The organism is Victivallis lenta, assembly GCF_009695545.1.
GTDB classification, from domain to species: domain Bacteria; phylum Verrucomicrobiota; class Lentisphaeria; order Victivallales; family Victivallaceae; genus Victivallis; species Victivallis lenta.
The window spans coordinates 157,227-180,718 of sequence record NZ_VUNS01000003.1 but is presented as its reverse complement, the minus strand read 5'-3'; the positions used below and the strand labels follow the sequence as shown (position 1 = coordinate 180,718).

At 56.8% G+C, this 23,492-nt stretch carries 19 protein-coding genes; 11 read left to right on the top strand and 8 right to left on the bottom strand.

Features of this window, described 5'->3' with window-relative positions; genetic code table 11:
* Positions 1-68: 68 nt before the first annotated feature.
* From FYJ85_RS04550 to FYJ85_RS04540, 3 genes are read right to left on the bottom strand one after another with little or no spacing between them, the layout of a single operon-like run.
* Positions 69-947, bottom strand: coding sequence for a phosphatidate cytidylyltransferase (locus tag FYJ85_RS04550; RefSeq protein ID WP_154417119.1), 879 nt, complete (start codon positions 945-947; stop codon positions 69-71).
* A 41-nt stretch (positions 948-988) separates the two neighbouring features.
* Entirely contained in the window at positions 989-1,693 is a 705-nt protein-coding gene (locus FYJ85_RS04545) for an isoprenyl transferase (RefSeq protein WP_106053888.1), read from the bottom strand.
* Positions 1,690-2,334: a D-sedoheptulose-7-phosphate isomerase gene (locus FYJ85_RS04540; RefSeq protein WP_154417118.1), complete on the bottom strand. Its 645-nt coding sequence runs from the start codon at positions 2,332-2,334 to the stop codon at positions 1,690-1,692. Before FYJ85_RS04540 ends, FYJ85_RS04545 begins: the two co-directional genes overlap by 4 nt.
* Positions 2,335-2,904: 570 nt before the next feature.
* Here FYJ85_RS04540 and dnaN point away from each other — a divergent pair.
* The 7 genes from dnaN to FYJ85_RS04505 all read left to right on the top strand — a co-directional run bounded on the left by dnaN (position 2,905) and on the right by FYJ85_RS04505 (position 14,515).
* A complete protein-coding gene (gene dnaN / locus FYJ85_RS04535) occupies positions 2,905-3,999 on the top strand; it encodes a DNA polymerase III subunit beta (protein WP_106053890.1) in 1,095 nt (364 codons plus the stop codon).
* Positions 4,000-4,012: 13 nt separating this feature from the next.
* Positions 4,013-5,077: a DNA replication/repair protein RecF gene (gene recF, locus FYJ85_RS04530; protein ID WP_154417117.1), complete on the top strand. Its 1,065-nt coding sequence runs from the start codon at positions 4,013-4,015 to the stop codon at positions 5,075-5,077.
* Between the two features lie 23 nt (positions 5,078-5,100).
* Positions 5,101-6,060, top strand: coding sequence for a radical SAM protein (locus FYJ85_RS04525; protein ID WP_154417116.1), 960 nt, complete (start codon positions 5,101-5,103; stop codon positions 6,058-6,060).
* Between the two features lie 240 nt (positions 6,061-6,300).
* Positions 6,301-7,005 (top strand): prepilin-type N-terminal cleavage/methylation domain-containing protein, encoded by a 705-nt coding sequence (locus FYJ85_RS04520; protein WP_154417115.1) that lies wholly within the window; start codon positions 6,301-6,303, stop codon positions 7,003-7,005.
* Positions 7,006-7,105: 100 nt separating this feature from the next.
* Positions 7,106-11,746, top strand: a complete 4,641-nt coding sequence (locus tag FYJ85_RS04515; protein ID WP_206212968.1) for a beta galactosidase jelly roll domain-containing protein — start codon at positions 7,106-7,108, stop codon at positions 11,744-11,746.
* 124 nt (positions 11,747-11,870) lie between these two features.
* Positions 11,871-13,100, top strand: coding sequence for a substrate-binding domain-containing protein (locus FYJ85_RS04510; protein WP_206212967.1), 1,230 nt, complete (start codon positions 11,871-11,873; stop codon positions 13,098-13,100).
* A 236-nt stretch (positions 13,101-13,336) separates the two neighbouring features.
* On the top strand, positions 13,337-14,515 hold the full coding sequence (locus tag FYJ85_RS04505; RefSeq protein ID WP_154417112.1) for a nucleoside-diphosphate kinase: 1,179 nt from the start codon (positions 13,337-13,339) through the stop codon (positions 14,513-14,515).
* 68 nt (positions 14,516-14,583) lie between these two features.
* On the opposite strand, the gene FYJ85_RS04500 is transcribed toward FYJ85_RS04505, so the two are convergent.
* The 4 genes from FYJ85_RS04500 to ribF are packed head-to-tail and all read right to left on the bottom strand — an operon-like array spanning position 14,584 to position 17,881.
* The gene (locus FYJ85_RS04500) at positions 14,584-15,399 is read right to left on the bottom strand and encodes a helix-turn-helix domain-containing protein (RefSeq protein WP_106053897.1); all 816 of its coding nucleotides are present in this window, start codon (positions 15,397-15,399) and stop codon (positions 14,584-14,586) included.
* 11 nt (positions 15,400-15,410) lie between these two features.
* Positions 15,411-15,791, bottom strand: coding sequence for a holo-ACP synthase (gene acpS, locus FYJ85_RS04495; RefSeq protein WP_106053898.1), 381 nt, complete (start codon positions 15,789-15,791; stop codon positions 15,411-15,413).
* Complete coding sequence (locus tag FYJ85_RS04490; protein WP_106053899.1) at positions 15,788-16,855, bottom strand: MerR family transcriptional regulator; 1,068 nt, start codon at positions 16,853-16,855, stop codon at positions 15,788-15,790. The genes acpS and FYJ85_RS04490 overlap by 4 nt, the downstream gene beginning before the upstream one ends.
* A gap of 48 nt (positions 16,856-16,903) precedes the next feature.
* On the bottom strand, positions 16,904-17,881 hold the full coding sequence (ribF, locus tag FYJ85_RS04485; protein ID WP_154417111.1) for a riboflavin biosynthesis protein RibF: 978 nt from the start codon (positions 17,879-17,881) through the stop codon (positions 16,904-16,906).
* Positions 17,882-18,000: 119 nt separating this feature from the next.
* Here ribF and coaD point away from each other — a divergent pair, with 119 nt between their 5' ends.
* Both coaD and FYJ85_RS04475 read left to right on the top strand, forming a co-directional pair.
* Positions 18,001-18,498: a pantetheine-phosphate adenylyltransferase gene (gene coaD / locus FYJ85_RS04480; RefSeq protein WP_106053901.1), complete on the top strand. Its 498-nt coding sequence runs from the start codon at positions 18,001-18,003 to the stop codon at positions 18,496-18,498.
* Positions 18,495-18,959, top strand: a complete 465-nt coding sequence (locus tag FYJ85_RS04475; RefSeq protein WP_106053902.1) for a YceD family protein — start codon at positions 18,495-18,497, stop codon at positions 18,957-18,959. The genes coaD and FYJ85_RS04475 overlap by 4 nt, the downstream gene beginning before the upstream one ends.
* Positions 18,960-19,065: 106 nt before the next feature.
* Here the strand turns inward: FYJ85_RS04475 and FYJ85_RS04470 are convergent, their stop codons facing one another.
* Entirely contained in the window at positions 19,066-19,704 is a 639-nt protein-coding gene (locus tag FYJ85_RS04470; RefSeq protein WP_154417110.1) for a diacylglycerol/polyprenol kinase family protein, read from the bottom strand.
* A gap of 139 nt (positions 19,705-19,843) precedes the next feature.
* Between FYJ85_RS04470 and gyrB the strand changes: the two genes are divergently transcribed.
* Together gyrB and recA are read left to right on the top strand one after the other, a co-directional pair.
* Entirely contained in the window at positions 19,844-22,324 is a 2,481-nt protein-coding gene (gene gyrB, locus FYJ85_RS04465) for a DNA topoisomerase (ATP-hydrolyzing) subunit B (protein WP_106053904.1), read from the top strand.
* A gap of 60 nt (positions 22,325-22,384) precedes the next feature.
* Positions 22,385-23,476, top strand: a complete 1,092-nt coding sequence (gene recA / locus FYJ85_RS04460) for a recombinase RecA (RefSeq protein ID WP_106053905.1) — start codon at positions 22,385-22,387, stop codon at positions 23,474-23,476.
* Positions 23,477-23,492 lie beyond the last annotated feature (16 nt).

The window sequence follows — 23,492 nt, the reverse complement described above, 5'->3', positions numbered from 1 at the left end:
CCATCAGGTTGTTTCCAATGGATTAATGTACCACGTTTCGGCATAATTTCCAATTCCATTCCGGAAAATCAGAAGCGAAACAGACACAAAATCCAGAAAATAACACCATTATAAATAAAACTGTCGAGCACGTCGAACGCGCCGCCCATGCCCGGAATCCAATGTCCGGAGTCCTTGACGCCGCAGGTGCGCTTGAGCGCCGACTCGGTCAGATCGCCCGCAAAGCTCCCGACCGCCAGAATCACACCGGCCAGAATATACCAGGCGAGCGAAGCGCTGATCCCGTTCGAACTTTCCGCATAATACCAGTAAAACAGCAGACTGACCGCCACACTCAGCAGAACGCCGCCGATCGTTCCTTCCCAGGATTTCTTCGGGCTGATTGACGGGACGATCTTATGATTGCCGCCAGGCAGGTATTTGCCGGAGAGCATTCCGAAGATATATCCGCCGGTATCCATCGATTTGGTCACCATCATAACATAAAACAGAGCAACCGGCCCTTCCGATCCCTCGAAATAAACCATCGAAAGCGCATAAACCGGAGTTCCCGCCAGAAGGAAAATGCCGACGGAACGAAGCATCCGGTCGAAATTCTCCTTCTTCTCTTTCCCGAACAGCAGCAGCAGCCAGCCGGCATAGATGACTGCGAGCATGCAGAACATCAGCAGCAGGAAAAAGAGTATCGTCATGGCCCGGCTGCCCGTCTGACGCGCCACCGACAAAGAAAGCATCGAAAACAGAAAGAGGCCGCCGAAGAGAACCGTGCTTTTTTCGAAAACCGCCACTCCGATGTTCCGCAGCATCGCGCCGATCTCCCGGAACATCATGGCGGCGGCAAGCGAAGCCACCACCACAAACAGGTATCTCCCCCACTCCGGCCAGAAGATCATAACCGCCAGCAGCGCAATGAGAATCGGAAAACTGATCGCCCTGTATTTGAACACGTTGGACTCCTTCCGTTATTTTTCCGTCATATTTCCGTCATTTACCGGCCGCCGAACCTGCGCTCCCGTTTTCGATAGGAAGCGACCGCCTCGGCAAACTCCTCTTTTCCGAAATCGGGCCAGAGGGTGTCGGTTACATAAATTTCCGAATACGAAAGCTGCCAGAGCAGGAAATTACTGAGCCGGAGCTCCCCGCTGGTGCGGATCAGCAGATCGGGATCCGGGATATCCGGCGCATAAAGACAATCACGGAAATCCTCCTCCGTCAGTTTCGGCGGTTTCCTGCCACTTTTCCATGCTTCATCCAGATATCGGTTCACCCCGTCGACGATCTCGGCACGGCCGCCGTAACTCAAAGCGAGATTCAATACGCCGGCGGTGTTGCCGGAAGTCGTTTCGATCGCATCGAGCAGTTTTTTTCTCACGCCGGACGGAAGATCGGCAGTACGGCCGATCGTCCGCAGCCGGACATTCTTTTCGATCAGCTCCGGCAGTTTGTCATCCAGAAACTCTTCCATGAGCTTCATCAGCGCCGTTACTTCCTGGACCGGGCGCTTCCAGTTCTCGGTACTGAACGCGTAGAGCGTCAGATAATGGATTCCGGCGTCGCGGGCGGCTTCAAGAATCACCGAAACCTGCCGCGCCCCCTGCCGATGCCCCTCCGTTTTCGGCAATCCCCGGCGTTCGGCCCAGCGGCCGTTGCCGTCCATGATGATCGCCACATGCTGAAGCGCCGCATTTTTCATTCTTCTCCGCCTCCGAAAAAACGGGCTTCCAGCGCCATGCAGAAAGCGTGATAAATCGGCAAATGCAGCTCCTGAATCCGATACGTCTCCTTTTCGGGAACCGCCACCACGCAATCAGCGTATTTTTCGCAGCATCCGTTCCGGTTTCCGGTCAGAAGGATCGTCCCGACTCCCTTCACGGCGGCGGCCATCAACGCTTTTCTGACATTCGACGCATTGCCGCCGGTCGAGATCGCCAGCAGCAGATCACCCGGCCGCGCCAGCGCCCAGAGCTGCTGTGCAAAAACCAGATCCGGATCGACGTCGTTCGCAAACGCACTGGAAAAACCCGGGTGGCTCAGCAGGGAAACGGCACGAAGTCCGTTCTGCAATTTGCCGGCCGCCTCCCTGCCCTCATCGCCGAACCGGTTTCCGAAGGCTTCCTGTATGTCGGACGCAAGCGGACGCAGCTGGAGGAACCCTTTCAGAAGTTCGCCGCAGATATGATCGGCATCCGCGGCGCTGCCGCCGTTGCCGCAGGTAAACAAAGTTCCGCCGCGCGCGAAGGTGTCGCCGGCGAGATCGATCATCCGGTCAATCGCATCCGCACATCCCCGCAGTTCCGGACGGCGTTCAATCAACTGCTGTACCGTTTTCCGCATGATTTATCCTTTCCTCCCGGAAATCTCTTCTGTTCCGGCATATTCCAGATAACATAACCGGCACGGAACTTTTTTTCAAACGCTCCCTTCCAAAAATTATCAGATTAGGAGCAATCACACTCCGCAGGAGCCGGAGAAGGCGCTTTCCCCTCTTCAATCCGGCGTATGAAGCAAAACGGCGATACGCAGCTTTACAGGCATGATGACAATATTGTCAATCTTCTGTTAATAAATTGTCAGTTCAGTGTTGATCTTTTGTTTTTCACCGGTTTTCGAGGCGTTATCATCCCGGTTGTTCACAAAAAACAGACAGGTGAATTATTTTAACTACAGGCAATTGCAGAGTTATTCACAAAAAAGAGCCGCTTCTACTGCTGCCATAAATTTCTTCTTTTCTTTTCAATACACATAGAGAGAGAAAAAATGCACGGAGACGCGGCGGAAACGTTTTTCCGGCCGGAACAGAATATTTGAAAATCTCGATTTCGGAGTTGTTTTTTCAGATTTGCCGGTGTAAATTACCGTCATGATCATTCAAGAATATGGAAAATCATCCTGGAGACTCGAAAAATGAAATTTACCGTCAACCGCGAGAAACTGCAGAAAGCGCTGCAGCGGGTAGGGAGCATCATCGGATCCCGTTCGATGTTTCCGGTTCTCGGCAACGTTCTCATGCAGGCGGAGGATAATGTCCTCACGCTGACCACGACCGATCTTGAAATCAGAATTTCGACGAAGATCGAAGCGGCGGTCGAGGTTCCGGGGGTTTCCACGGCGCCGGCGCGCAAACTCGCTTCTCTGGTCGGCTGCTTTGTCGGCGCCGACGTCATGTTCGATATCGACGACAAGGATCACATCAAGCTGAAATGCGGAACCAGCCATTTCACGCTGCTCGGTCTGGCCGCCGCGGATTTTCCGGCAGCGGAGCAGTTCGAGGCGAAGCGGGAGATCCGGGTCAAGGAGGGAGAATTCAAGAAAATGGTCGCTTCGATCGCCTATGCGGTCAGCGCCGATGATTCCCGCAAGGTTCTGACCGGCGTGCTGCTGAGTGCCCGCGAGTCGACGATCACGCTGGTGGCGACCGACGGCAAGCGGCTGGCCATGCAGGAGAAAACGCCGGAATCGATCACCGGCGGCGACGGCGATGCGATCATTCCGCTGAAAGCGGCGCAGGAGACGCGCCGCCTGCTGGACGGCGACGATCTGATGACCATCCGGATCGGCGACAAGCAGTGCAGTTTCGTCGGCAATGACTTCGAACTTACGACGAAGCTGATCGAAGGCAACTATCCGAACTACCGCCAGGTGGTTCCGGCTTCGTTCAGCCGCTCGGTCGAAGTTCCGGCTTCGGTGTTCCTCGGCAAGATCGAAACGGTTTCGCTCGTGCTTTCGGATTCGAGCAGTTATATCATTCTGCGTTTTGAAAACAACCAGCTCCGGCTGCAGGCCTCGAGTACCGAAGTCGGCGAAGGCAGCGATATGGTTGAAGTCGCGTTCGAAGGTGAACCGTTCGAGGTTTCGTTCAATCCGGCGTTCCTGGCGGACCCGCTTCGCAACTGCGATGCGGAGAGTGTCCGCATGAAGCTGAACGATCCGCTGAATCCGGTGGCGATCGAGGCCGACGAAGGGTTCCTCTACGTCATCATGCCGATTCGCAAAAAATAAGTGCGGCGCGGCCGTGTTTCTGCTGGAACAACTGAATCTCGCCGACTTTCGGAACTGCGAAAGCGGCGAGTTTCACTTTTCCGGCGAGAAGGTCGTGTTCACCGGTCCGAACGGCACCGGTAAAACGAATCTGCTTGAGAGCATCTATTTTCTGAGTATCCTGCGTTCGTTCCGGAGTGCGTCGGGACGGGAACTGACCCGGATCGGCAGCCGCGGTTTCGAATTGTCGGCCCGGGTGCATTCGCGCGGTTATCCCGAGACGCTGAAGGTCATCCAGCACGGAAACCGGCGTGAGACGCTGATCGGCAGCAGCCGGATTCGTCGCTCAAGCGAATTCATCCGGGAATTCCGCGCCGTTGTTTTCGTGCCGGAAGACCGGAATATCGCCGGCGGAAGTTCGTCATTTCGCCGTCGTTTTTTCGATATGCTGATTTCGACGCTGGACAGCACCTACCTGACCCGGCTGGCCGATTACAGCCGGGCACTGGCACAGCGGAACCGGGCGTTGAAGCCGCCGGTCAACCGGAGCATCGTCGCGGCGTTCGAACCGGAGCTTGCCGCCAATGCGCCGTCGATTGCGGCATTGCGGCGGCAATATGCCGGATCGGTCGAACAGGAGCTCAATGCGCTTCTGAAGCAGCGCGGAGGCGGAGAATTCCGCATTCTGTACCGGTTCGATTATCCGGAGTCGGAGTCGGAGTATCTGGCTCTGCTGGAAAAGAACCGGGAAAGGGAGCTGCTGCGGGCGTGTACCGGCATCGGTCCGCAGCTCGACGAATTCGAATTCTATCTGGACGGCCGCCAGCTGCGTCATTATGGGTCGACCGGACAGATCCGCATGATCTCTCTGCTGCTGAAGCTGGCCGAATTCAATCTGGTTCGGCGTTCGGCATCCGAAAAAGTGGCGGTTCTGGTCGATGATGTAACGGGCGAACTGGATGAAGCGAATAAAAACCGTTTTTTCGATGCGATATCGGGAGCGGATCAGCAGTTTTTCACATTTACCGAGTTTCCCGCTTTGCCTTATTTCAGGGATGCGGAGGAGATTCCGCTTGCCGGACGGCTCGGGAAACGGTAACGATAAGAACAAATGGTGGTGAGATGATCAGAAAATATGTGTTCGGGCCGGTGGCTTCCCGCCGCCTCGGTGTCTCTCTCGGAGTGGATCTGGTTCGCCCTAAGACCTGCTCGCTCGACTGCATCTATTGCGAAGCAAAAGCGACGACGGAGCTGACGCTCGAACGCCGGGAGTATGTGCCGGTGGATGAAGTGATCGCGGAACTTGATGCGGTTCTGAAGCCGCATCCGGAGCTGGATTATATCACCTTTTCCGGTTCCGGTGAGCCGACGTTGAATTCAGGCATCGGCCGGGTTACCGAATTTCTGAAACGTGCTTACCCGCAGTACAAGCTTTGCCTGCTGACCAACGGTTTCTGCCTGGGCGATCCGTCACTTCGCCGTGAAATTGCCGGAATTGACCGGATTGTTCCGTCACTTGACGCCTCGAACAGCGAGGAGTTCCGGATCATCAACCGGCCGGCACCGGGATTGGAGTTCGATCGGTTTATTTATGATCTTACGGATTTCTGCCGCTGCTCAAAGCAGGAGATTTTTCTGGAACTCTTCATTGTTCCCGGCGTGAATGATTCCGACGAATCGATTTCCCGCTTCGTGGAAATTATCCGCCCGATGCAGGTTGATCTGGTCCAGCTCAACACGCTTGACCGCCCCGGAGTTGTCGATTGGATTCGTCCGTCCGAACCGTCAAATACCCGTCGTTTTATCGCTGCTCTGGAGCCGTTTGTCGCGGTCGAGGCGGTCGGTCCGTTCCGTTACCGCTCAAAAAGTGCCGGACAGAATCCGTCACTTTTCACGGAGATGGAAAAAAGGATTATGGATCTGGTCAGCCGTCGTCCGGCGACTGTTGACGATCTGGAAGTGGCGCTCGGCTGCCGGGCTGTCGAATTCCATCCGATCCTGGACCGGCTGTTCAAGGCCGGATTCCTGGAAATTGAGAAGCGGGAGAGAGGAACCTTCTATTCCGCTCCGGCTCAACGGTAACTGCCGACTGATTTCTTTTCGATTTTCCGGATGCTGTTATATTGCGGCATTCGGATTTTTTTATTTCGTCACTTTTCTGTACTTCATTCTTTTTTACTTTTTTGCTTGATAAAATAGATTTTGTCAATAAATAATAGTTTTTATCATTGGAGATCGATTACTTATCTAGTAAAATATATAACAGAAACCGAATGATGCCGCAATTTCCCGCTGTGAGTGAAACAAAAAGGAACGGATGAAATGAAAAAACGCATTGTCTCGAACAGCCTCCGGAATTTCACCTTGATTGAACTGCTGGTTGTTATTGCCATCATCGCGATTCTGGCCGCAATGCTGCTGCCGGCGTTGAACAAGTCCCGGGAAAAGGCGAAGGAAAGCCAGTGTATGAATAACTTGAAGCAGCTGGGAACTTATACCGTCCTCTATCTGGATGCGTTCAATGACGCCATCTGTACGGCGGCCACTGGTTACGGTGAGGGAACATCCGGCACTTACAACCTCATGCTTTATCTGGCGGGATATCTCAATTCCGGACAGACCAGGCTCACGCAATGTCCCAATGTGACGGATATTCCGGAAGGTATATCGGAACTTGAACTGCTTACCGTTCACTGTTATCCGGCAAATTACAATGGTGCGCAAACCTCGAGGAACGAATGGGAAGCGCAGGATGTTGCCGGATGGGACGGTGCATTGCGGTTCCGTAAGATCAGCGTTCCGTCCCGGTTTGTGTTTCTTGCGGACGGGAGGTTGAAAAGTCGCAGGCTTCACAGAAACAAGCTGACTTCAAGTCTGGACAACAGTGAAACCTGGGGCGCGTCACCGTGGCTCTCGCATCGGGACGCAGTCAATGTGTTGTGGGGAGACGGGCATGCGGCAGCGGCGGATCGGGGGGAGTTTATCAGCAATTACAATAAATGGGGCGTCACGTTTCTTCCCCGCTGAATTTCAATGCATCAATACCGGGACGGTTATGAAAAGAATTGGTTGGTTCATCGGATGTCTGTCACTCCTTTTCTGCAGTAGTGCTTCAGCGGAGAATCTTTTGCTGGATTCGGATTCCGAAGGCGATGCAGCCGGATGGCCTGCTGTAAAGGGAGTTTCGTACCGGGTCGAACACGGGCTCCTCAATGTTACCGTGAACGGCGGAAGTACAGGAACGGAAAAGCGGATTCTCCTGAAGCCGGAATGGAAGTATGTCCTGCTCTCCATGAAAATGAAATTGACAGGGGTTGTTTCAGGGAAACAGGGATGGCGGAACGGGCGTCTCGCCATGCGGTTTTTCGATAAAAAACGTGAAGGAACCGGACCGTGGCCCGATGTCTTCGGCGGTTCCGGCACATCGGAACTCCGGGAATGTACCCGGCTTTATGAGATTCCTCCCGGCGCAGTTTACCTTGAGATTGCGCCGACGAACCTCGGGAAATCCGGAACGGTCGAATTTCGGGAAATGAAGTTGGAACCACTGAACTCTTTGAAAGAGATGAATCTCGATGCCCCGATTCCCGGGAGGTTGTCCAGAGAACGCCAATGGGACATTTCCGACGCTTTCCGTATCGCCACTTCGACACGGGAAACAGTGTGTATGAACGGATTATGGAATTTTTTCCCGGTTCGTACAGAAACAGACGCAAAAGATATTCCGGATGAGGGAACCGGCTGGGGCTGGTTCAAAGTTCCCGGCGTCTGGCCCGGCATGGGATGGGGAGCTGAGCAGCCGGGAGACAACAACCTCATTGTCCTGTCTCCCATGGCGGCGGCGGGATTCGACCCGGCCGGACTCAATACTGCATGGTACAGGAGAACCGTTGCAATCCCCGCGGAGTGGAGCGGAAAAAGAATCAGTCTGGAAATCACCATGCTGCAAACCTGCGCCCGGATTTTCATCGATGGAAAAAAGTCCGGGGAACTCTACTATCCGGGAGGAAAAATCGATTTGACCGAACGAATCCGGCCGGGGAAAACACAGGAGATCGTTCTGTTGGTTTCCGCGAAGAACGACGGACTTACGGGCAGTGTTTTCATGGCGCCGGGAAGACTGGTCAAATCGGATGCCGGAGTTTCGAACCGGGGCATCACCGGTGACATGTTCCTGACCGCAGAACCTTCGGAAGCAGCGGTTTCGGATGTGCATGTCATTACCAGCTGGCGAAAAAAACGGATCACCTGCGATGTCGGCATTGCATCCGCCGTTCCCGGCGATTATTATCTGGAAGCTGAAATCAAAGAAGGGAAAGAGACACTCCTGAATTTCCGGTCCGGTATATTCCACGTAAAAGAAGGGAAGAAGTTCCGCCGGAGTTTTTCCGCAGACTGGCTTGCGCCGAAGCTCTGGGACACGGATACGCCGGAAAATATCTATGTCGCTGAAATTCGCCTCCGGCGGGCGGACGGGAAAACAGTCGATGAATTTTTTCCGCAGGAGTTCGGTTTTCGGGAATTCTGGTGTGAGGGGAAAAATTTCATGCTGAACGGTTCCGTGATTCATCTGCGTTCGATGGCTTCTTCCTCCATGCGGGAGGGGGCGGCGCGCTCCAGCAGAGAGGTTGCCCGGCAGATTGCGGAACGAGCCGGGAAGGCAGGTTTCAATCACCTGATCGCTTACAACTACTCTTTTGCTCCGGGAATTGTCGGGTATCAGGATCACTTTTATCGGGAAGCCTCCAAAGCAGGCGTTCTGACTTCGCTGACCATGCCGCATGCGTCTCATTTCAACTGGGCGCTCGAAACGCCGGAAGAACGGAATCGGTATCTTGCGCAGGCGGAATTCCTGATCCGCCGTTTTCAGAACGTTCCGGGAATCGTTCTTTACGCGGCTACACACAATGCGGCCGGATATATCGCGGATCAGAATCCATTGAAACTGGATGGAATTCACACACCGGACAAATATACGCAATCCCGTCCCCGCCGTCAGGCCCTGGCTGCCGGAAAGCTGATCGCTTCCATTGATGCGACCAGGCCGGTGTATCACCATGAATCCGGGAATCTCGGGGAACTTATTACGCTCAACTGCTATCTGAATTGGGTTCCTGCCCAGGAGCGGAGCGACTGGCTGGAACATTGGGAAAAAGCCGGATCAAAGCCGCTGATTTTTGTCGAATGGGGAATGCCTCATACAGCCTCGTGGACAAGCTATCGCGGACCCGGATTCGTCTACAGCAGTGCAAAAGGAGTTCAGTGCATCTGGCTGAACGAATACAATGCGGCGATTTTCGGAGAACGGACCTATCAAACTTCATCCGGCAAGGAGGCTTCCTACCGGAATCAGGAAAAAGTTTCCGCCGGCAACAGGCCGGTACGTTATATCGAGGTTTTCCCTTATCGGAAAGCGACGCTTCCCGTCTGCGCCGAAATGGTGAAGGATAATTTCAGGGAACTGCGCGGCCGCGGCGTTTCCGGCCTCCTTCCCTGGGATTTCGAGTTGTTATGGGAAAGAACCGGAGAAACCTTCAATGGGCCGTGGGCGAAACGTTTTGAGAACCTGAAAAGGCCCGGTATCGTTCCGGATACCGCACGGGGCGGAGGCAATTTCCTGACGGATTTCAATACGGAATACAAACCGTCCGTCGTCGGTGCGGCCGGGTTGCCCTGGATGCGCGAAAAGATTGCATGGATTGCGGGTAAAATCGGGGATTTTACAGAAAAAGGTCATAATTTTCGCCGCGGAGAAACCGTCCGGAAGCAGGTCCTTGTCCTCAACGACAGTCGCCGCAAGGAGAAAATCCGTGTGGAATGGAGCATTCCGGAATTGGATATCAGAGAAAAAAGAGAATTTTTCGCGGAGCCCGGAACACGAACCGGCGTTCCGGTGGTCTTCACTGTGCCTGCTGCATATTCCGGAACCATGTTGAACATTCGTGCGCAAATCAATTTCGGCGAAGGACAGGAGAGCTCCGACAGTTTTCGAATTGACGTCATTCCCGATACTTCCGTAACGATTTCTTCGAAAATCGGAGTTTTTGATCCGGAGGGAAAAACGACTGCCGTTTTGCGCAAATGGAAGATTCCGTTCCGTGAACTGGACGATTGTACCGATTTGAAAGCCGTCGAATTGCTGGTGATCGGGAGGAATGCCCTGAAAAACACAATGCCGCAGTTGGCCGGATGGATGGAGAAGGGGGGAAAGCTGCTGGTTCTGGAGCAGGAACTCTCCGTACTGAACCGGCTCGGATTCCGGGGAACGGAATATGGATTGCGCAAACTGTTTCCGCTGGTCCGGAATTTTCACGGCGGCGAGATTGCAAACTGGCGCGGCAGTTCCACTTTGACGGAGCCGTATTTCAAAATTCCGGACCCGGAAAACAGTTATCCGCAGTGGAATTGGCAGGGATTCACCAATTCAAGGGCGTGGCGGGCCGGAAACCGGGGCAACATCTGCAGCGTGCCTCTGGAAAAGCCGTCCGCCGGAAATTTCCTCCCGCTGATGCAGGGCGGATTCGATCTTCAGTATACTCCGGCGCTCGAATTGAAGGCGGGACGGGGAATTGCCGTATTTTCACAATTCGATCTCTCCGGACGGACGGAGAGTGATCCGGAAGCGGAGGAAATGCTGAAAAAATTGATTCTCCGTCTCGACCGTGCGGAGGTTGCCGTACGGCGTCCGACCTGGTATGCGGGGGATCAGGAAGGACGACAGTTGCTGGAAAATCTTCTGGTTTCCGCCCGGGAAACGGATACGGTTCCGGAGAACGGACTTCTGATCGTTGCTCCCGGCGCGGAACTTCCGGATTTGACTGAAGCGGTGGAGAATGGTCTGAATGTTCTGATGCTCGGGCTCTCCGGTCAGGAATTGAATGCTCTCCTTCCCGGCAGATTCGGGACGCATCCCGGCAGATATTACTCCGATTATGCGGAAGGAATTGCGGAAATACCGGAATTTCTCGGTATTTCCAATGCGGATCTCCATTGGCGCAGAGAGCTTTCTATGGATGCGTTCAGTTCCTCCGGACCCGGCGGACGTGCGCTTCGCGTCAGGAAAATCGGCAGGGGAACGGCGGTTGCCTTCCAGGTTGCTCCCTGGATGTTCGATCCGCAGGAGTTTCAGTTCAGGACCAGCCGCAGAAGAAATACGGGAGCAGTTGCACGCCTTCTTTTCAATCTCGGGGCGGAATCCCGGCCCGGAATCTGGAAACGGCTGTTTCCGGAAGAAGAAAAAATTCACCCGGTTTTCGACCTTTCCGGGAAATGGATCGGTAAAGCCGATCCGCAGGCAAAGGGACGGTCGGAAAAATGGTTCGCCGCGGATTTTCAGGCGGACCGTTCCTGGGTGCCGGTTGCAGTTCCCGGCGCATTCGATACGCAGATCGGAAAGCTTGAAAATTACGATGGTTTCTTCTGGTACAGGACAACGTTTCACCTGCCTTCCGGCATCGGGCCGGAAAGAGAATGCGTTTTGTCCCTCGGTCCGGTGGATGACGAGTCGTGGGTCTGGCTGAACGGTCATTTTCTCGGTGAGCTGACGCAGAAAACGAATCCGGACGATTATTGGGCGGCGCAGCGGGTCCATCGTTTTTCATCGAAACTCCTGCGTACCGGCGTGAATCATCTTGCGGTTCTCTGTAACGATCTTCGCGGGAATGGGGGAATTCTCGGAACTCCGGCAATCCGTGTTCTTCCGCCGATCCGCTTCTATGTGGACGAACCGGTCAGCTCGGACGATCCGTTCCGATATTTCCGGTGGTGAGGAAAGGTTCGGGCATTCTGCGTTCGAAAACCTGAAAGAGTGAATACTGGATTTTTCCGGGAATGGAAGTATGTTATACCATCCGGTCAAACCGAACAAATATAATATGGAAGTTGCGGGGATTATGTCGTCGAAATTCAAAACCGTCCTGCCGGAATTTTCTTCTGTTCCGGGGCGGGAGGAGGACCGTTTTGTCTACGAGCGGGTCGTCAATTCGATCATCAGTCTGATCCGGGATGAGAAATATGAAATCGGCCGGAAACTGCCGCCGATCCGGGATCTGGCCGAACAGTTCGACTGCAATTTTCATACCGTGCGCAAGGCGGTGCAGCTGCTTTGCAATGACGGAATTCTGGAGAAACGTTCCCGCCTCGGCAATTTCGTCCGGCGGAATACCAGCCATCTGGTCGGAAAGCCGCAGGCGAAAGTACAAATCGTTTCGATGCGGAAAATCGGAATTCTGCTCTGTCCGGGACCGACCGAGTTTTCCACGCCGCTCCTGATGGAGCTCGAACGTGCCGCCACTGCGATGGAAATCCAGCTCGAACTTCAGAGTGCGGCCAACTGGGACAAGGCGGTCGAGGTTGTGGAGGATATGAAGAAAACCGGCTGCCGGGCCGCCGTTCTGACTGCGGACCGGAACAACCTCAATGTGAAGGAGGTTCACCGGTTGTTCGACAGGAGTCCGATTCCGCTCGTCGTCGGCGACCTGATTGCCGGATATGAGCGGTTCTGCTATGAACCGCCGGAGATTTACGGCCGCTGGTACAGCCGGAATTCGATGCTGTTCCAATGCGGTTACTTTTATGAACTCGGCTATAAGGCGATCGCGTACCTCAGGCGCAGCGCATTCAGCGGGTCGAGCAAGGATAAATACGGTTATTACCGGGAGTTTATGGAAGCGACGGACCATCTGCCGATTCTGGATCAGTTCGTCGACGACGATTCCGGCCGGTTCAGCCGCATTCTGAAGGAATGGGAACCTTTCCGCGGCAACCTGGCGGTGATCTGCGAAGACGACGTGGAGGCGATGCGTCTGGTCATCGCCGCTTCGAAAAACGGCTGGACCCTCCCGGAAGAGATGGCGGTTATGGGCTTTAATAATTTTGCGTTCGGCCGTTATGTCGACCCGCCGCTGACCACCATTCAATTTCCGTATGACTATCTGGCGAAACGGCTGCTGGTCCGTGCTTTGGAGCTCTCCTCCGGGCAGACGGAATGGAGCGCGGCCGAATTGCCCGCTCCTGAAGTTGTTCTGCGCGAAAGCTGCGGAGGCCGGCGGCGACTGCCGGAGGACAGACTGCGGAACCTCGTGACGGAACGGTTGAAAGCGAAGATTTTTCCCGGAGAGTGACATGCTTCAGGCTTTCCGGCAGGAAAGATGAAGGATGAAAGAGGTACTTTTAAAACTTGATGAATATAAGGATTTGATTGTCCGGACCGAATTTTTTGGCGGGAAAGCGCGATTTCTGATTTGCCGATCGGAAAAAATGGTGGTATAGTAATGAGTTAACGCTATTTGCAGTCAGCTTCCGGGGATGGGATTTCCGGAGGTGTTTTTGTTTTCCGCAAAAGGGGAAGGGAACCGTCATGGCAATCGAAGTATCGTACATCATCATTACACCCTACAGTCTGCTGAAATCCCGTACCGGCGGTATCATCGCGCGGCTTATGTCGCGGACCGATCTGGAATTCATCGGCGCGCAGATGCTTGCCTTCACACCGGAAATGGCGGAACGTTACGCCCGGAGTCTCGAGGCGATGGAAGCGAAAGATACGGGAAAGATGCTGGCCGATTATGTGCGGGAGAATTTTCCGCCGCGCGAAGACGGCCGCAAGGAACGCGCCCTGATGCTCCTGTTCCGCGGGGAGGACGCCTGCCGGAAGCTGACCGGCATCACCGGGCGGCTCTCGCCGTATTCGCCGAAATGCATCAGCGCCGGCGAAACGCTGCGCGATACGTATGCCGATGTGGTGGAGGATAAGGACAATCCCGGAATCGTCCGTTATTTCGAGCCGGCCGTTCTGACGCCGCCGGATCTGCGCGAAGCGATCAATAAACTCAGCATTTTTGCGGATTTCGCGGAGAATACGCCGAATCTGGTCGATAATTCGCTCGGCTCCGCTCCGGAGGATGAACGCACGCTCGTCATCATCAAGCCGGACAACTGGCGCTGCCCGTCCAGCCGTCCCGGCAACATCATCGATATGCTGAGCCGCACCGGGCTCCGGATCGTCGGCTGCAAGGTCCATCGGATGAGTGTGAACGACGCGCTTGAATTTTACGGTTCCGTGCAGAATGCACTTCGCAGCAAGCTTGCTCCGAAAATCGGCGAGCAGGCCAAGCAGCTTTTCGAGGATAAATTCAAAGTGTCCCTGCCGGAAAACGCCGTTGCCTCGCTGACCGAATCGGTCGGAATTCCGTATGCGGACGATCAGTTCTCGCAACTGATCGAATTCATGTCCGGCAAGCGTCCGGAGGAATGTACCGAGGAGGAAAAGAAGCTTCAGAACTCGCAGGCCAAATGCCTGGTCCTGATCTATGAGGGACCGGATGCGATCGCCAAGATCCGTTCCGTGCTCGGGCCGACCGATCCGTCGAAGGCGCCGGGCGGCACCGTCCGCCGCGATTTCGGCAGCAATGTCATGGTCAATACCGCCCATGCCTCCGACTCGCCCGCCAGTGTCGAGCGTGAGATGAAGATCATCCGCATTCATCAGAATTCGATGGCGGCCAGAATTCGTGAATTTCTGGAAGAGTGCAAATAACGGATTGATCCGCTATTAGTGACGGATTGATCCGTCACTTTATAAATAATTGATTTATAAGGAATTGTTTAATTTTTCCAGGAGCGGTAGCGGCCGGGAGCAATTCCGGTTTTTCGCTTGAATACGGAAGCGAAGTAATATTCGTCCGAAAAATGGAGCTTGTCCGCAATCTCCTTTATGGCAACCGGCGAACCGCGCAGAAGCTCCCGCGCCGCTTCGATTTTGCGTCCGATCAGGTATTGGACCGGAGTTTCTCCGTATTCGCTTTTGAAGATGCGGATTGTCTGTCCGCGAGACCGCGATATCTTTGTCGCCATTTCATCGAGGGAGGGAGTCGGGGCGAAGATCTGGGTGTCGAGCCAGTTGCGCAGTTCCTGCGCTTCGGGGTTTTTCCGATGACGGTGATCGGCGGCGCGCAGGTCGGCGGCCATGGTGGAAACGACCGCCATCAGGAACTCGGGTCCGATACGGCTGTGCGCCTCCTGCGGATGGAGCCGGAGCTGGTGCAATGCCTGCTTGAAAAGCTCCGGTCGGGAAAAGCCCGGGACATGGATGATTCCCTCGAGCTTGAAGAGCCGGAGGAGCTCCGGCATCAGCGGACCGGAGAAGTTGATCCAATGTTTGATCCATGGCGACTCCGCGCTTGAGTAATAACGATGACAGGCTCCGAATGGGGCAAGGTAAAGGTCTCCGGCGGATGGATGACAGGTCCGGCCGTCCACCTCCAGCGTTCCGGTTCCGGCTTCGACGAATTCAATCACCCATAAGTCGCTGCTGCTGCGTTCGATCAGATAACTGCCGTCGCACCAGCTGCTTCCCGCAAGATGGATTACGACCGGAGAATCGACCGGCGAGGCGCCGGAGAAAATAAATTCTTCCCGCATGAGTCCGGCCTTCAGTTGATCTCCCAGATGACGACCGCAGTCGCATAGGTCGCTTCGTGGCTGAGAGAGACGTGAAAGAGTCCGCCGCCGCGCCTCGCCGCATATTCCGCCGCTTTTCCGCTCAATTTCAGGAACGGCGCTCCGGCCGGGCCGTTTCCGAGCTCCACATCCGTAAAGCTGCAATGTTCGCCGATGCCGCAGCCGAGCGCTTTCGCCGCGGCCTCCTTGACCGCCCAGCGCCCGGCATAATAAGTTGAAGCATGGCGCCGCCGGCTGCCTTCGGCCAGTTCCGCCGGCGTGCAGATCCGCTCGCGGAAGGCGTCGCCGAATTTGTCGAGCATCCGGACGATCCGCCCGATTTCGACGATATCCGTGCCGAGCCCGGCTATCACTTCACAGTCTCCGGTTTCTGCGTACTGGCCGGAGCCTGAACCGGAGCCGGTTTCTGCTGTTCCTGTTTCGGAACCTCCTTCGACGGAGCCGGTTTCTGCTCCTGTTTCTGGGTTTCCTTCGGCTGGTTCAATCTGGCTTCGGCCTCCTTTTTGGCAGCGGCGGCCTTTTCGGCTTCGAGCCGGGCGGCTTCCTGTCTGCGCATCTCTTCCTTTACCGCGTCGAGCTGGGATTTGGCGGTTTCGCGCACGGTCTGCTGAAGTCCTTCCAGCCGTTTGAGTTCTTCCTGCTGGCGGCGGGCGAACTCCTCCTTGAATTTGATGATCTGCGCTTCTGCTCGGGTGGCGGAGTTCGCTTCAAGCTCCTTCAGTTTTTCTTCGAAGCTTCTGCGCTGGGCGGCCATTTCCTCCTTCAGCTTTGCGATATTCTCGTTGAAATCCTGGCGGGAGCTGTCCAGCACGACGCCGAGTTCGCCGAGCTTTTCGCCGGATTCCCGGCTCAGGGTTTCGGCGGTTTCACGGTTTTTCTTCTCGATCCGCCCGAACACCTGATACATGATGAGCGCAAGAACGAGTACCAGCACCGCGAGCGCGACAATGAGACCGGCGGTCACCGCCCACATCCGCTGCACAAGCCGTTTCCGGTAACGCTCCGCTTCTTCGAGCCGGTTGGCAAGTTTCAGGAATTCGGTGTTGATCTGAACCGTCATTTGTTCGAATGCCGGCCGAAGTGCCGGGAGGCCGCCTTCCTGGGGTGCGGGCAGCGTCTCGCCGGAGGCGCCCGGCTGCTGCTCCGGTCCCTGGGGTGCGGGAGGCGCCACTTCGGGACGGATGCCGTAGCGGGAGGCGAGCAGCTGTTCGATTTCGAACGAACTTTTTCCCTCGTTGCGCATCTCCGAGATTTCCTTCAGAATCCGCAGGGACTTGGCCGAATAGACCTTCCGCTTGCCGCGGGTGTCGACTTCGAGATAATCCGCATAACGCACCAGCCAGTCGTTGATGGTGCTGCGCGGCAGCCCGAGTTCGCCGGCAAGGTCGCTGGCCAGATAGGTTCTGCCTTCCATCATATTTTCACCTCATCGATTGATTCGTTGTTTTCGTAGTCAATGCCGGAACTATTTTTGAAATCGGCTCTTCGCAAAAAAATCCCGGATCTGTAAAATATCGCCGTCGATCTGCCGTTTGAGCGCCTCCGGATCGGAGAAGGTGCGTTCCTCCCGCAGGTAATGCAGGAATTCGACGCCGAGCTCGCTGCCGTAGAGATTCCCGTGGAAATCGAGCAGATGGACTTCGACCCGGCGCTTCGCCTGCTCCCAGCCGAAGGTCGGGGCGAAACCGATGTTAACAACCGCCGCATACGGTACGCCGTTGCGGTATGCCGCCGCCGCATACACGCCGTCGGGAGGCAGCACGCCGGCGGAAAGCGCCAGATTCGCGGTCGGACAGTCGAGCCGGTCGCTGGCCGCATGGTAACCGCGTTCGACCGTGCCGATCAGACGGTACGGCCTGCCGAGCATCGCGGCGGCCTGTTCGAGCTTTCCGGCCGAAATTGCCCGCCGGATCGCACTCGAGCTGACGGTTTCGTTATTCAGTTCAAGTTCGGGACAGGCCCGGAATTCAAGCCGGTGCGACTCCGCATAGGCGGCGAGCGTCTCGCGCCCGCCGCGCCCGCCGCGCCCGAAACGCCACTTTTCGCCGACACAGATGCCGGCAAGCTCGATATCGGGACACGCAAAGAGCCGTTCGAGGAACTGTTCCGGTTCGAGGTGGGCGAATTCCGGGGTGAACGGTTGGACCCAGACCAGCTCGGCGCCGGCTTCGCGCAGGAGCCGGACCCGTTCCTTCAGCGGAACCAGCAGGACCGGCGGTTCGTCCGGGCACAGCACGGCGCGCGGATGTGGGTCGAACGTCATCGCGGCAGGAACCGATCCGTTTGCCCGCGCAAGGCCGGTCACCTCGGCAATGATGCGGCGGTGACCGAGGTGAACTCCGTCGAACACGCCGATCCCGAGCGTCAGCTTCCGCCTGGTTCTGCTTTCGCCGGACAGCCCCAGGTGGCCGGTTTCGGTAAATTTCAACAATTCGTCCGTCATATGTTTTCCGGTTCCGGAGGTAAAATTCCGGCTTCCCCTTGCATTAAAATCAATTTCAGCGTATATTAAGATACACTGACTATAACCGCTCGTCAACAACTCTACGACAGGAAATTCCGATGAAAACCGTACTCTATCCCGGCTCTTTCGATCCGTTCACCAACGGGCACCTCGATCTGGTGGTCCGGGCCGGTCTGTTGTTCGATCAGGTGATCGTCGCAATCGCCGTCAATTCCCAGAAATCCCCGATGTTCACCATGGAGGAGCGCAAGGAACTGATCGAACGCTGCTGCAAAGACATTCCCCATGTGAAGGTCGTGATGTTTCACGGGCTGCTCGTCGATGCGATCGAACAGTTCAGGGCGCATGCGGTGCTTCGCGGACTGCGCGCTTTCTCCGATTTCGAATACGAGCTTCAGATGGCATTGATGAACCGCAGTCTGCGCCATTCGTGCGAGACGATCTTCATGACTCCGACGCAGGAGAACTCGTTTGTGAGTTCCCACATGGTCAAGGAGGTCGCAATGCTCGGCGCCGATTTCCGCGGCTATGTTCCGCCGGCGATGGTTCCGGCGATCGAGGCGAAAATCAAAGCGATGAGGGGGGCGGGAAAATGATCAAATTCTCCGTTGCACGTCTGGAAAAGGAGCCGATCGAACTGGTCGGCGACGAGCCGGCGGAATGGCTCGAAATCGAACCCTCCGAGCTGTTGTCCGTCACGGCGCCGGTTCACTATGACCTGCTGGCCAAAGCTGTCTCCGGCGGGGCGTTGGTGGAGGGAAAGGTCAGGACTTCGCTTTCAGGCACCTGCGGCCGCTGTCTGGAGCCGGTCAGCTGCGACGTTGAAAATTCCGGCGTCTGTCTGTTCTACGAGCTGCCGGAGGAGGATGAACTGGATATTACGGAGGATGTGCGGGCGGAAATGCTGCTTGAGCTGCCGATGAACCTGCTCTGCTCCGAGGAGTGCAGGGGACTCTGCCCGCATTGCGGGAAGAACCTGAATCGAGAGAAATGCGCCTGCCGGGACGAAGAGGAACCCGATGCCCGCTGGGGCGCCCTCGACAATCTGAAGCTGTGAACGGAAGAAAAAGCGGCGGGAACCGGTGTCGGCGTCCCATCGGCCTGCGGTCCGGATAAGGAATGCACGCTGAAGAATCCCGCCGGGGCCGGATGGCCCTGTCCTCTTACGCGTTCTGTGTCCACAACCCGAGCTGGAGCCCGAATCCGATGATGACCGGAATCGAAAAGTTGTCGTCGATATGCAGCTGTTTTTCGAAAAGTTTGGCAGCGCAGGCCGGAATGATCGCCGCCGTTCCGGCAAGGAACAATCGCGGCGGCGCTCCGACAGACGCAAGGTAAAGCGCCAGCACGCCGCCGCCGACCAGCAGGAACGCCGCCACTCCCTCCCAGCTTTTGTTGTTCGGCGCCCGGTGGCGTCCGAACCGGCGCCCGATCAGTGCCGCCGCCGCATCCCCGGTCAGCATGACCGCCAGCGCTCCGCCGGCAGCAAGCGGCGCATAGAGCACCGTCACCAGCAGCGCCGCCATAAGCACGTAGCTGCCGCCCGAGACGATCCAGGCTCCGGGTTCCGGCTCCTTCCGCAGCATCCTTCCGAAGAAAAAGCCGTAGAGCGGAGTCAGTACCGGCCGCCGGCAGGCGTAGGCGTGTTCCCACAACAGCGTTCCCGCCAGCAGAAACGCGAAAAGCCCCGCCGTGATCCAGCGGTTCGGAATCAGCACGACTGCGAAAACCATCCAGAGCGAAGAGAGATGGATGAGTTTGCGCTTGAGTTCTTCGAAGTAGGTGATCTGGATGTCGGACACGGATGCCTCCCCGTATGTTGTTTCTGGTGACAAAACATAGCACGCGCGCGTAAATATGCAATCTTTTTTCTTGAAATTGCACCGCGGAGGCTGTATATTGTCCAACTGTTGAAATAATCCTGGAAAGAGAGTGGGAGACATGAGCGAAAATACCGTTGACATAAACAGTTCCGCATCCGAATACAGTGCCAGCAAGATCACCGTTCTCGAGGGTCTCGAAGCGGTTCGCGTCCGCCCCTCGATGTATATCGGCGACACCGGGCAGCGCGGACTGCACCATCTGGTCTACGAAGTCGTCGACAACTCGATCGACGAAGCGCTCGCCGGGTATGCGAGCCATGTCGCGGTCACCATTCATCCGGATAATTCGATCACGGTCGAGGACGACGGGCGCGGCATTCCGGTCGATATCCACGAAGGCGAGGGCAAACCGGCCGTCGAAGTTGTGCTGACCATCCTGCATGCGGGCGGCAAATTCGACCATAACTCCTATAAGGTTTCGGGCGGCCTGCACGGCGTCGGCGTCTCCTGCGTGAATGCGCTGTCCGACTGGATGGAGGTCGAAGTCTACCGCGGCGGCAAGGCGTACCGGATTCGTTTCGAGCGCGGCGTCACGACGATGCAGCTCAAGGAGCTCGGGCCGACCGCGAAGCGCGGCACGAAGGTCTCCTTCAAGCCGGATGCGACGATTTTTTCCGATGTGGTCTATGTGCGGGATATCCTCGCCAAGCGTCTGCGCGAACTCGCGTTCCTGAACAGCGGCATCCGCATCGTCTTCACCGACGAACGGCTCGAAGCCGACAACCCGCAGCGTTCCGAAGTTTTCCACTATGAGGGCGGCATCCGCGAATTCGTCGCGATGCTGAATGCCAACAAAACGCTGATCAATCCGGAAGTGATCTACTTCCACCGCGAGCGCAACGGCATCGACGTCGAAGTCGCCATGCAGTACAACGACGGCAATACCGAAAACGTTTACAGCTATGCGAACAACATCAACACCATCGAGGGAGGCACCCACCTGACCGGCTTCCAGATGGCGCTGACCCGCACGATCAACAATTACACCAAAGAGCGCATGAAGAACGACACGACGCTCTCGGGCACCGACGTGCGCGAGGGGCTGTCGGCCGTGGTCAGCGTGAAGGTGCCGGATCCGCAGTTCGAGGGGCAGACCAAGACCAAACTCGGCAATTCCGAAGTGCAGGGCATCGTGACCTCGGTCATCAACGAGGAGCTCGGCGATTATCTCGAGGAGAATCCGCAGATCGCCCAGAACATCGGCAACAGCGCGATGCTGGCGGCGCGGGCGCGCGAGGCTGCCAAGAAGGCGCGCGAAAGCGTCCGCCGCAAGGGAGCCCTCGAAGGGCTCGGGCTGCCCGGAAAACTGGCTGACTGCTCGAACCGCGACCCCTCCAAATGCGAACTTTACATCGTCGAGGGTGACTCGGCCGGCGGCTCGGCGAAATCCGGGCGCGACAGCAAGATCCAGGCGATCCTGCCGATTCGCGGCAAACTGCTGAACGTCGAAAAGGTGCGGATCGACAAGGTGTTCGCAAACAAGGAAATCCAGTCGCTGATCTATGCAATCGGCTGCGGAATCGGGCAGGAGTTCGACGTTTCGAAGGCGCGGTATCACCGTGTGGTCATCATGACCGATGCCGACGTCGACGGTTCGCACATCCGCACTTTGCTGCTGACTTTCTTCTTCCGCCAGATGAAGCCGCTGATCGAGGCCGGCTACGTCTACATCGCGAAACCGCCGCTCTTCAAGGTCACCCGCAAGAAGAAAGAGCAGTACATCGATACGGAGGAACAGCTCGACCGCTACCTGGTCCAGCTCGGCGGAGAGGACCTGGCGGTCAGGGCGGCGGACGGTTCGCAGCTGACGCCGGAGCAGCTCTCTTCGCTCATCGAGCTCTATTCCCGCGCCGCACAGGTTTCGCAGGGACTCCGCCGCTGCGGCATCGATCCGCAGGAGTATTTCGACGCGATCCGCGAGGACGGCAGGTGTCCGATCAGCCACATTACCGTGCGCGAGGCCGACGGCACGAATACGCTGAAGTATCTGTATTCGGCCGAAGAGCAGCACGCGTTCCTGCATGAGGCGGAGACCCGGCTGGCCGGCGCAGCCCCCGAAGTCATTCCGGGCGATCCCGCTTCGGAGGCTGCCGCTGCCGAACGCGCGGCGGAACTTGCCCGTCATTTCGATGTCATCGACATTTTCGAGGCGGCGAACTGCGAGGCGCTGGTCGCCGAGCTGGCCGCGCACAACCTGACTCCGCGCAATGTGTTCGACCAGGATGCGGAGCTCTTCACGGTTACCACCCCGGATAACGTCGGCACGCCGGCCAATTCGCTTGAGGAGCTGTTCCGGCTGGTCCGTTCGAACGGGCAGACCGGGCTGCGCATCCAGCGGTACAAGGGTCTCGGCGAAATGAACGCCGAACAGCTGTGGGAGACGACCATGGACCCCGAAACCCGCAAGATGATCCGGGTCACCATGGAGGATGCGATCATCGCCGACCAGATGTTCACGCTTCTGATGGGCGACGTGGTCGAACCGCGGCGCGACTACATCGAAAAGCATGCGGCGGGCGTCAAGGACCTCGATATTTGATTGCGGCGCGATTGCCGCAGTGCGTGAAACACTCATCCATCATATTACAGGAGTACGGAAATGGCGGAAAAAGAGAACAAAGCCTCCGATAAGAATAGCAGCCGCGACAAGAACCTTCAGATTGCGATCGGCCAGATCGAGAAGAGTTTCGGCAAAGGGTCGATCATGCGCCTCGGCGATACGGGCGCGGCCCAGCAGGACGTTCCGGTCATCAGCACGGGTTCGCTCGCGCTCGACCTTGCGCTCGGTATCGGAGGTGTTCCGGCCGGCCGCATCATCGAGATTTTCGGACCCGAGTCGAGCGGAAAAACCACGCTCTGTCTGCATATCATCGCCAATGCGCAGGCGAAGGGCGGCCGGTGCGCGATCATCGACGCCGAGCATGCGATCGACCCCGGTTACGCGAAGAAGATCGGCGTCGACATCGAAAATCTGCTGATTTCCCAGCCGGACTGCGGCGAGGATGCGTTGAATATCGCCGATATGCTCGTGCGCAGCGAGGCGATCGACGTTCTCGTGGTCGACTCGGTCGCGGCGCTGGTGCCGAAGGCGGAGATCGAGGGGCAGATGGGCGATTCGCACGTGGGCCTTCAGGCGCGGCTCATGTCGCAGGCGCTGCGGAAGCTGACCGGCGTCGTCTCCCGCACCGGGAGCTGCATCGTCTTCACGAACCAGATCCGCGAGAAGATCGGCGTCATGTTCGGCAATCCCGAAACCACCACGGGCGGCAACGCGCTGAAGTTCTACGCTTCGATCCGCATGGATATCCGCAAGACCACGGTGATCAAGGACCCGGCCGGCAATATCATCGGCAACCGGGCGCGGGTCAAGGTCATCAAGAATAAAATGGCGCCCCCGTTCCGCCAGGCCGAGTTCGATATCATGTACAATGAAGGCATTTCGAAGGCCGGTTCGATTCTCGACGTCGCGACGGATATGGGCATTCTCGAGAAGCGCGGCAGCTGGTTCAGTCTCGACGGCGAACAGCTCGGGCAGGGACGGGACCAGACCAAGGCGCTGATCGCCGGGTCGCCGGAGCTGCAGCAGAAGCTCACCGACCGGATCAACGCGAAGATCCGGGGCGGCGAGGTCGTCTTTCAGGAGGGAGACGAAGCCGATGTTCCGGCCGCTGCTCCCGAGGCCGGGGAATAACCCGGGGCGGTGATGC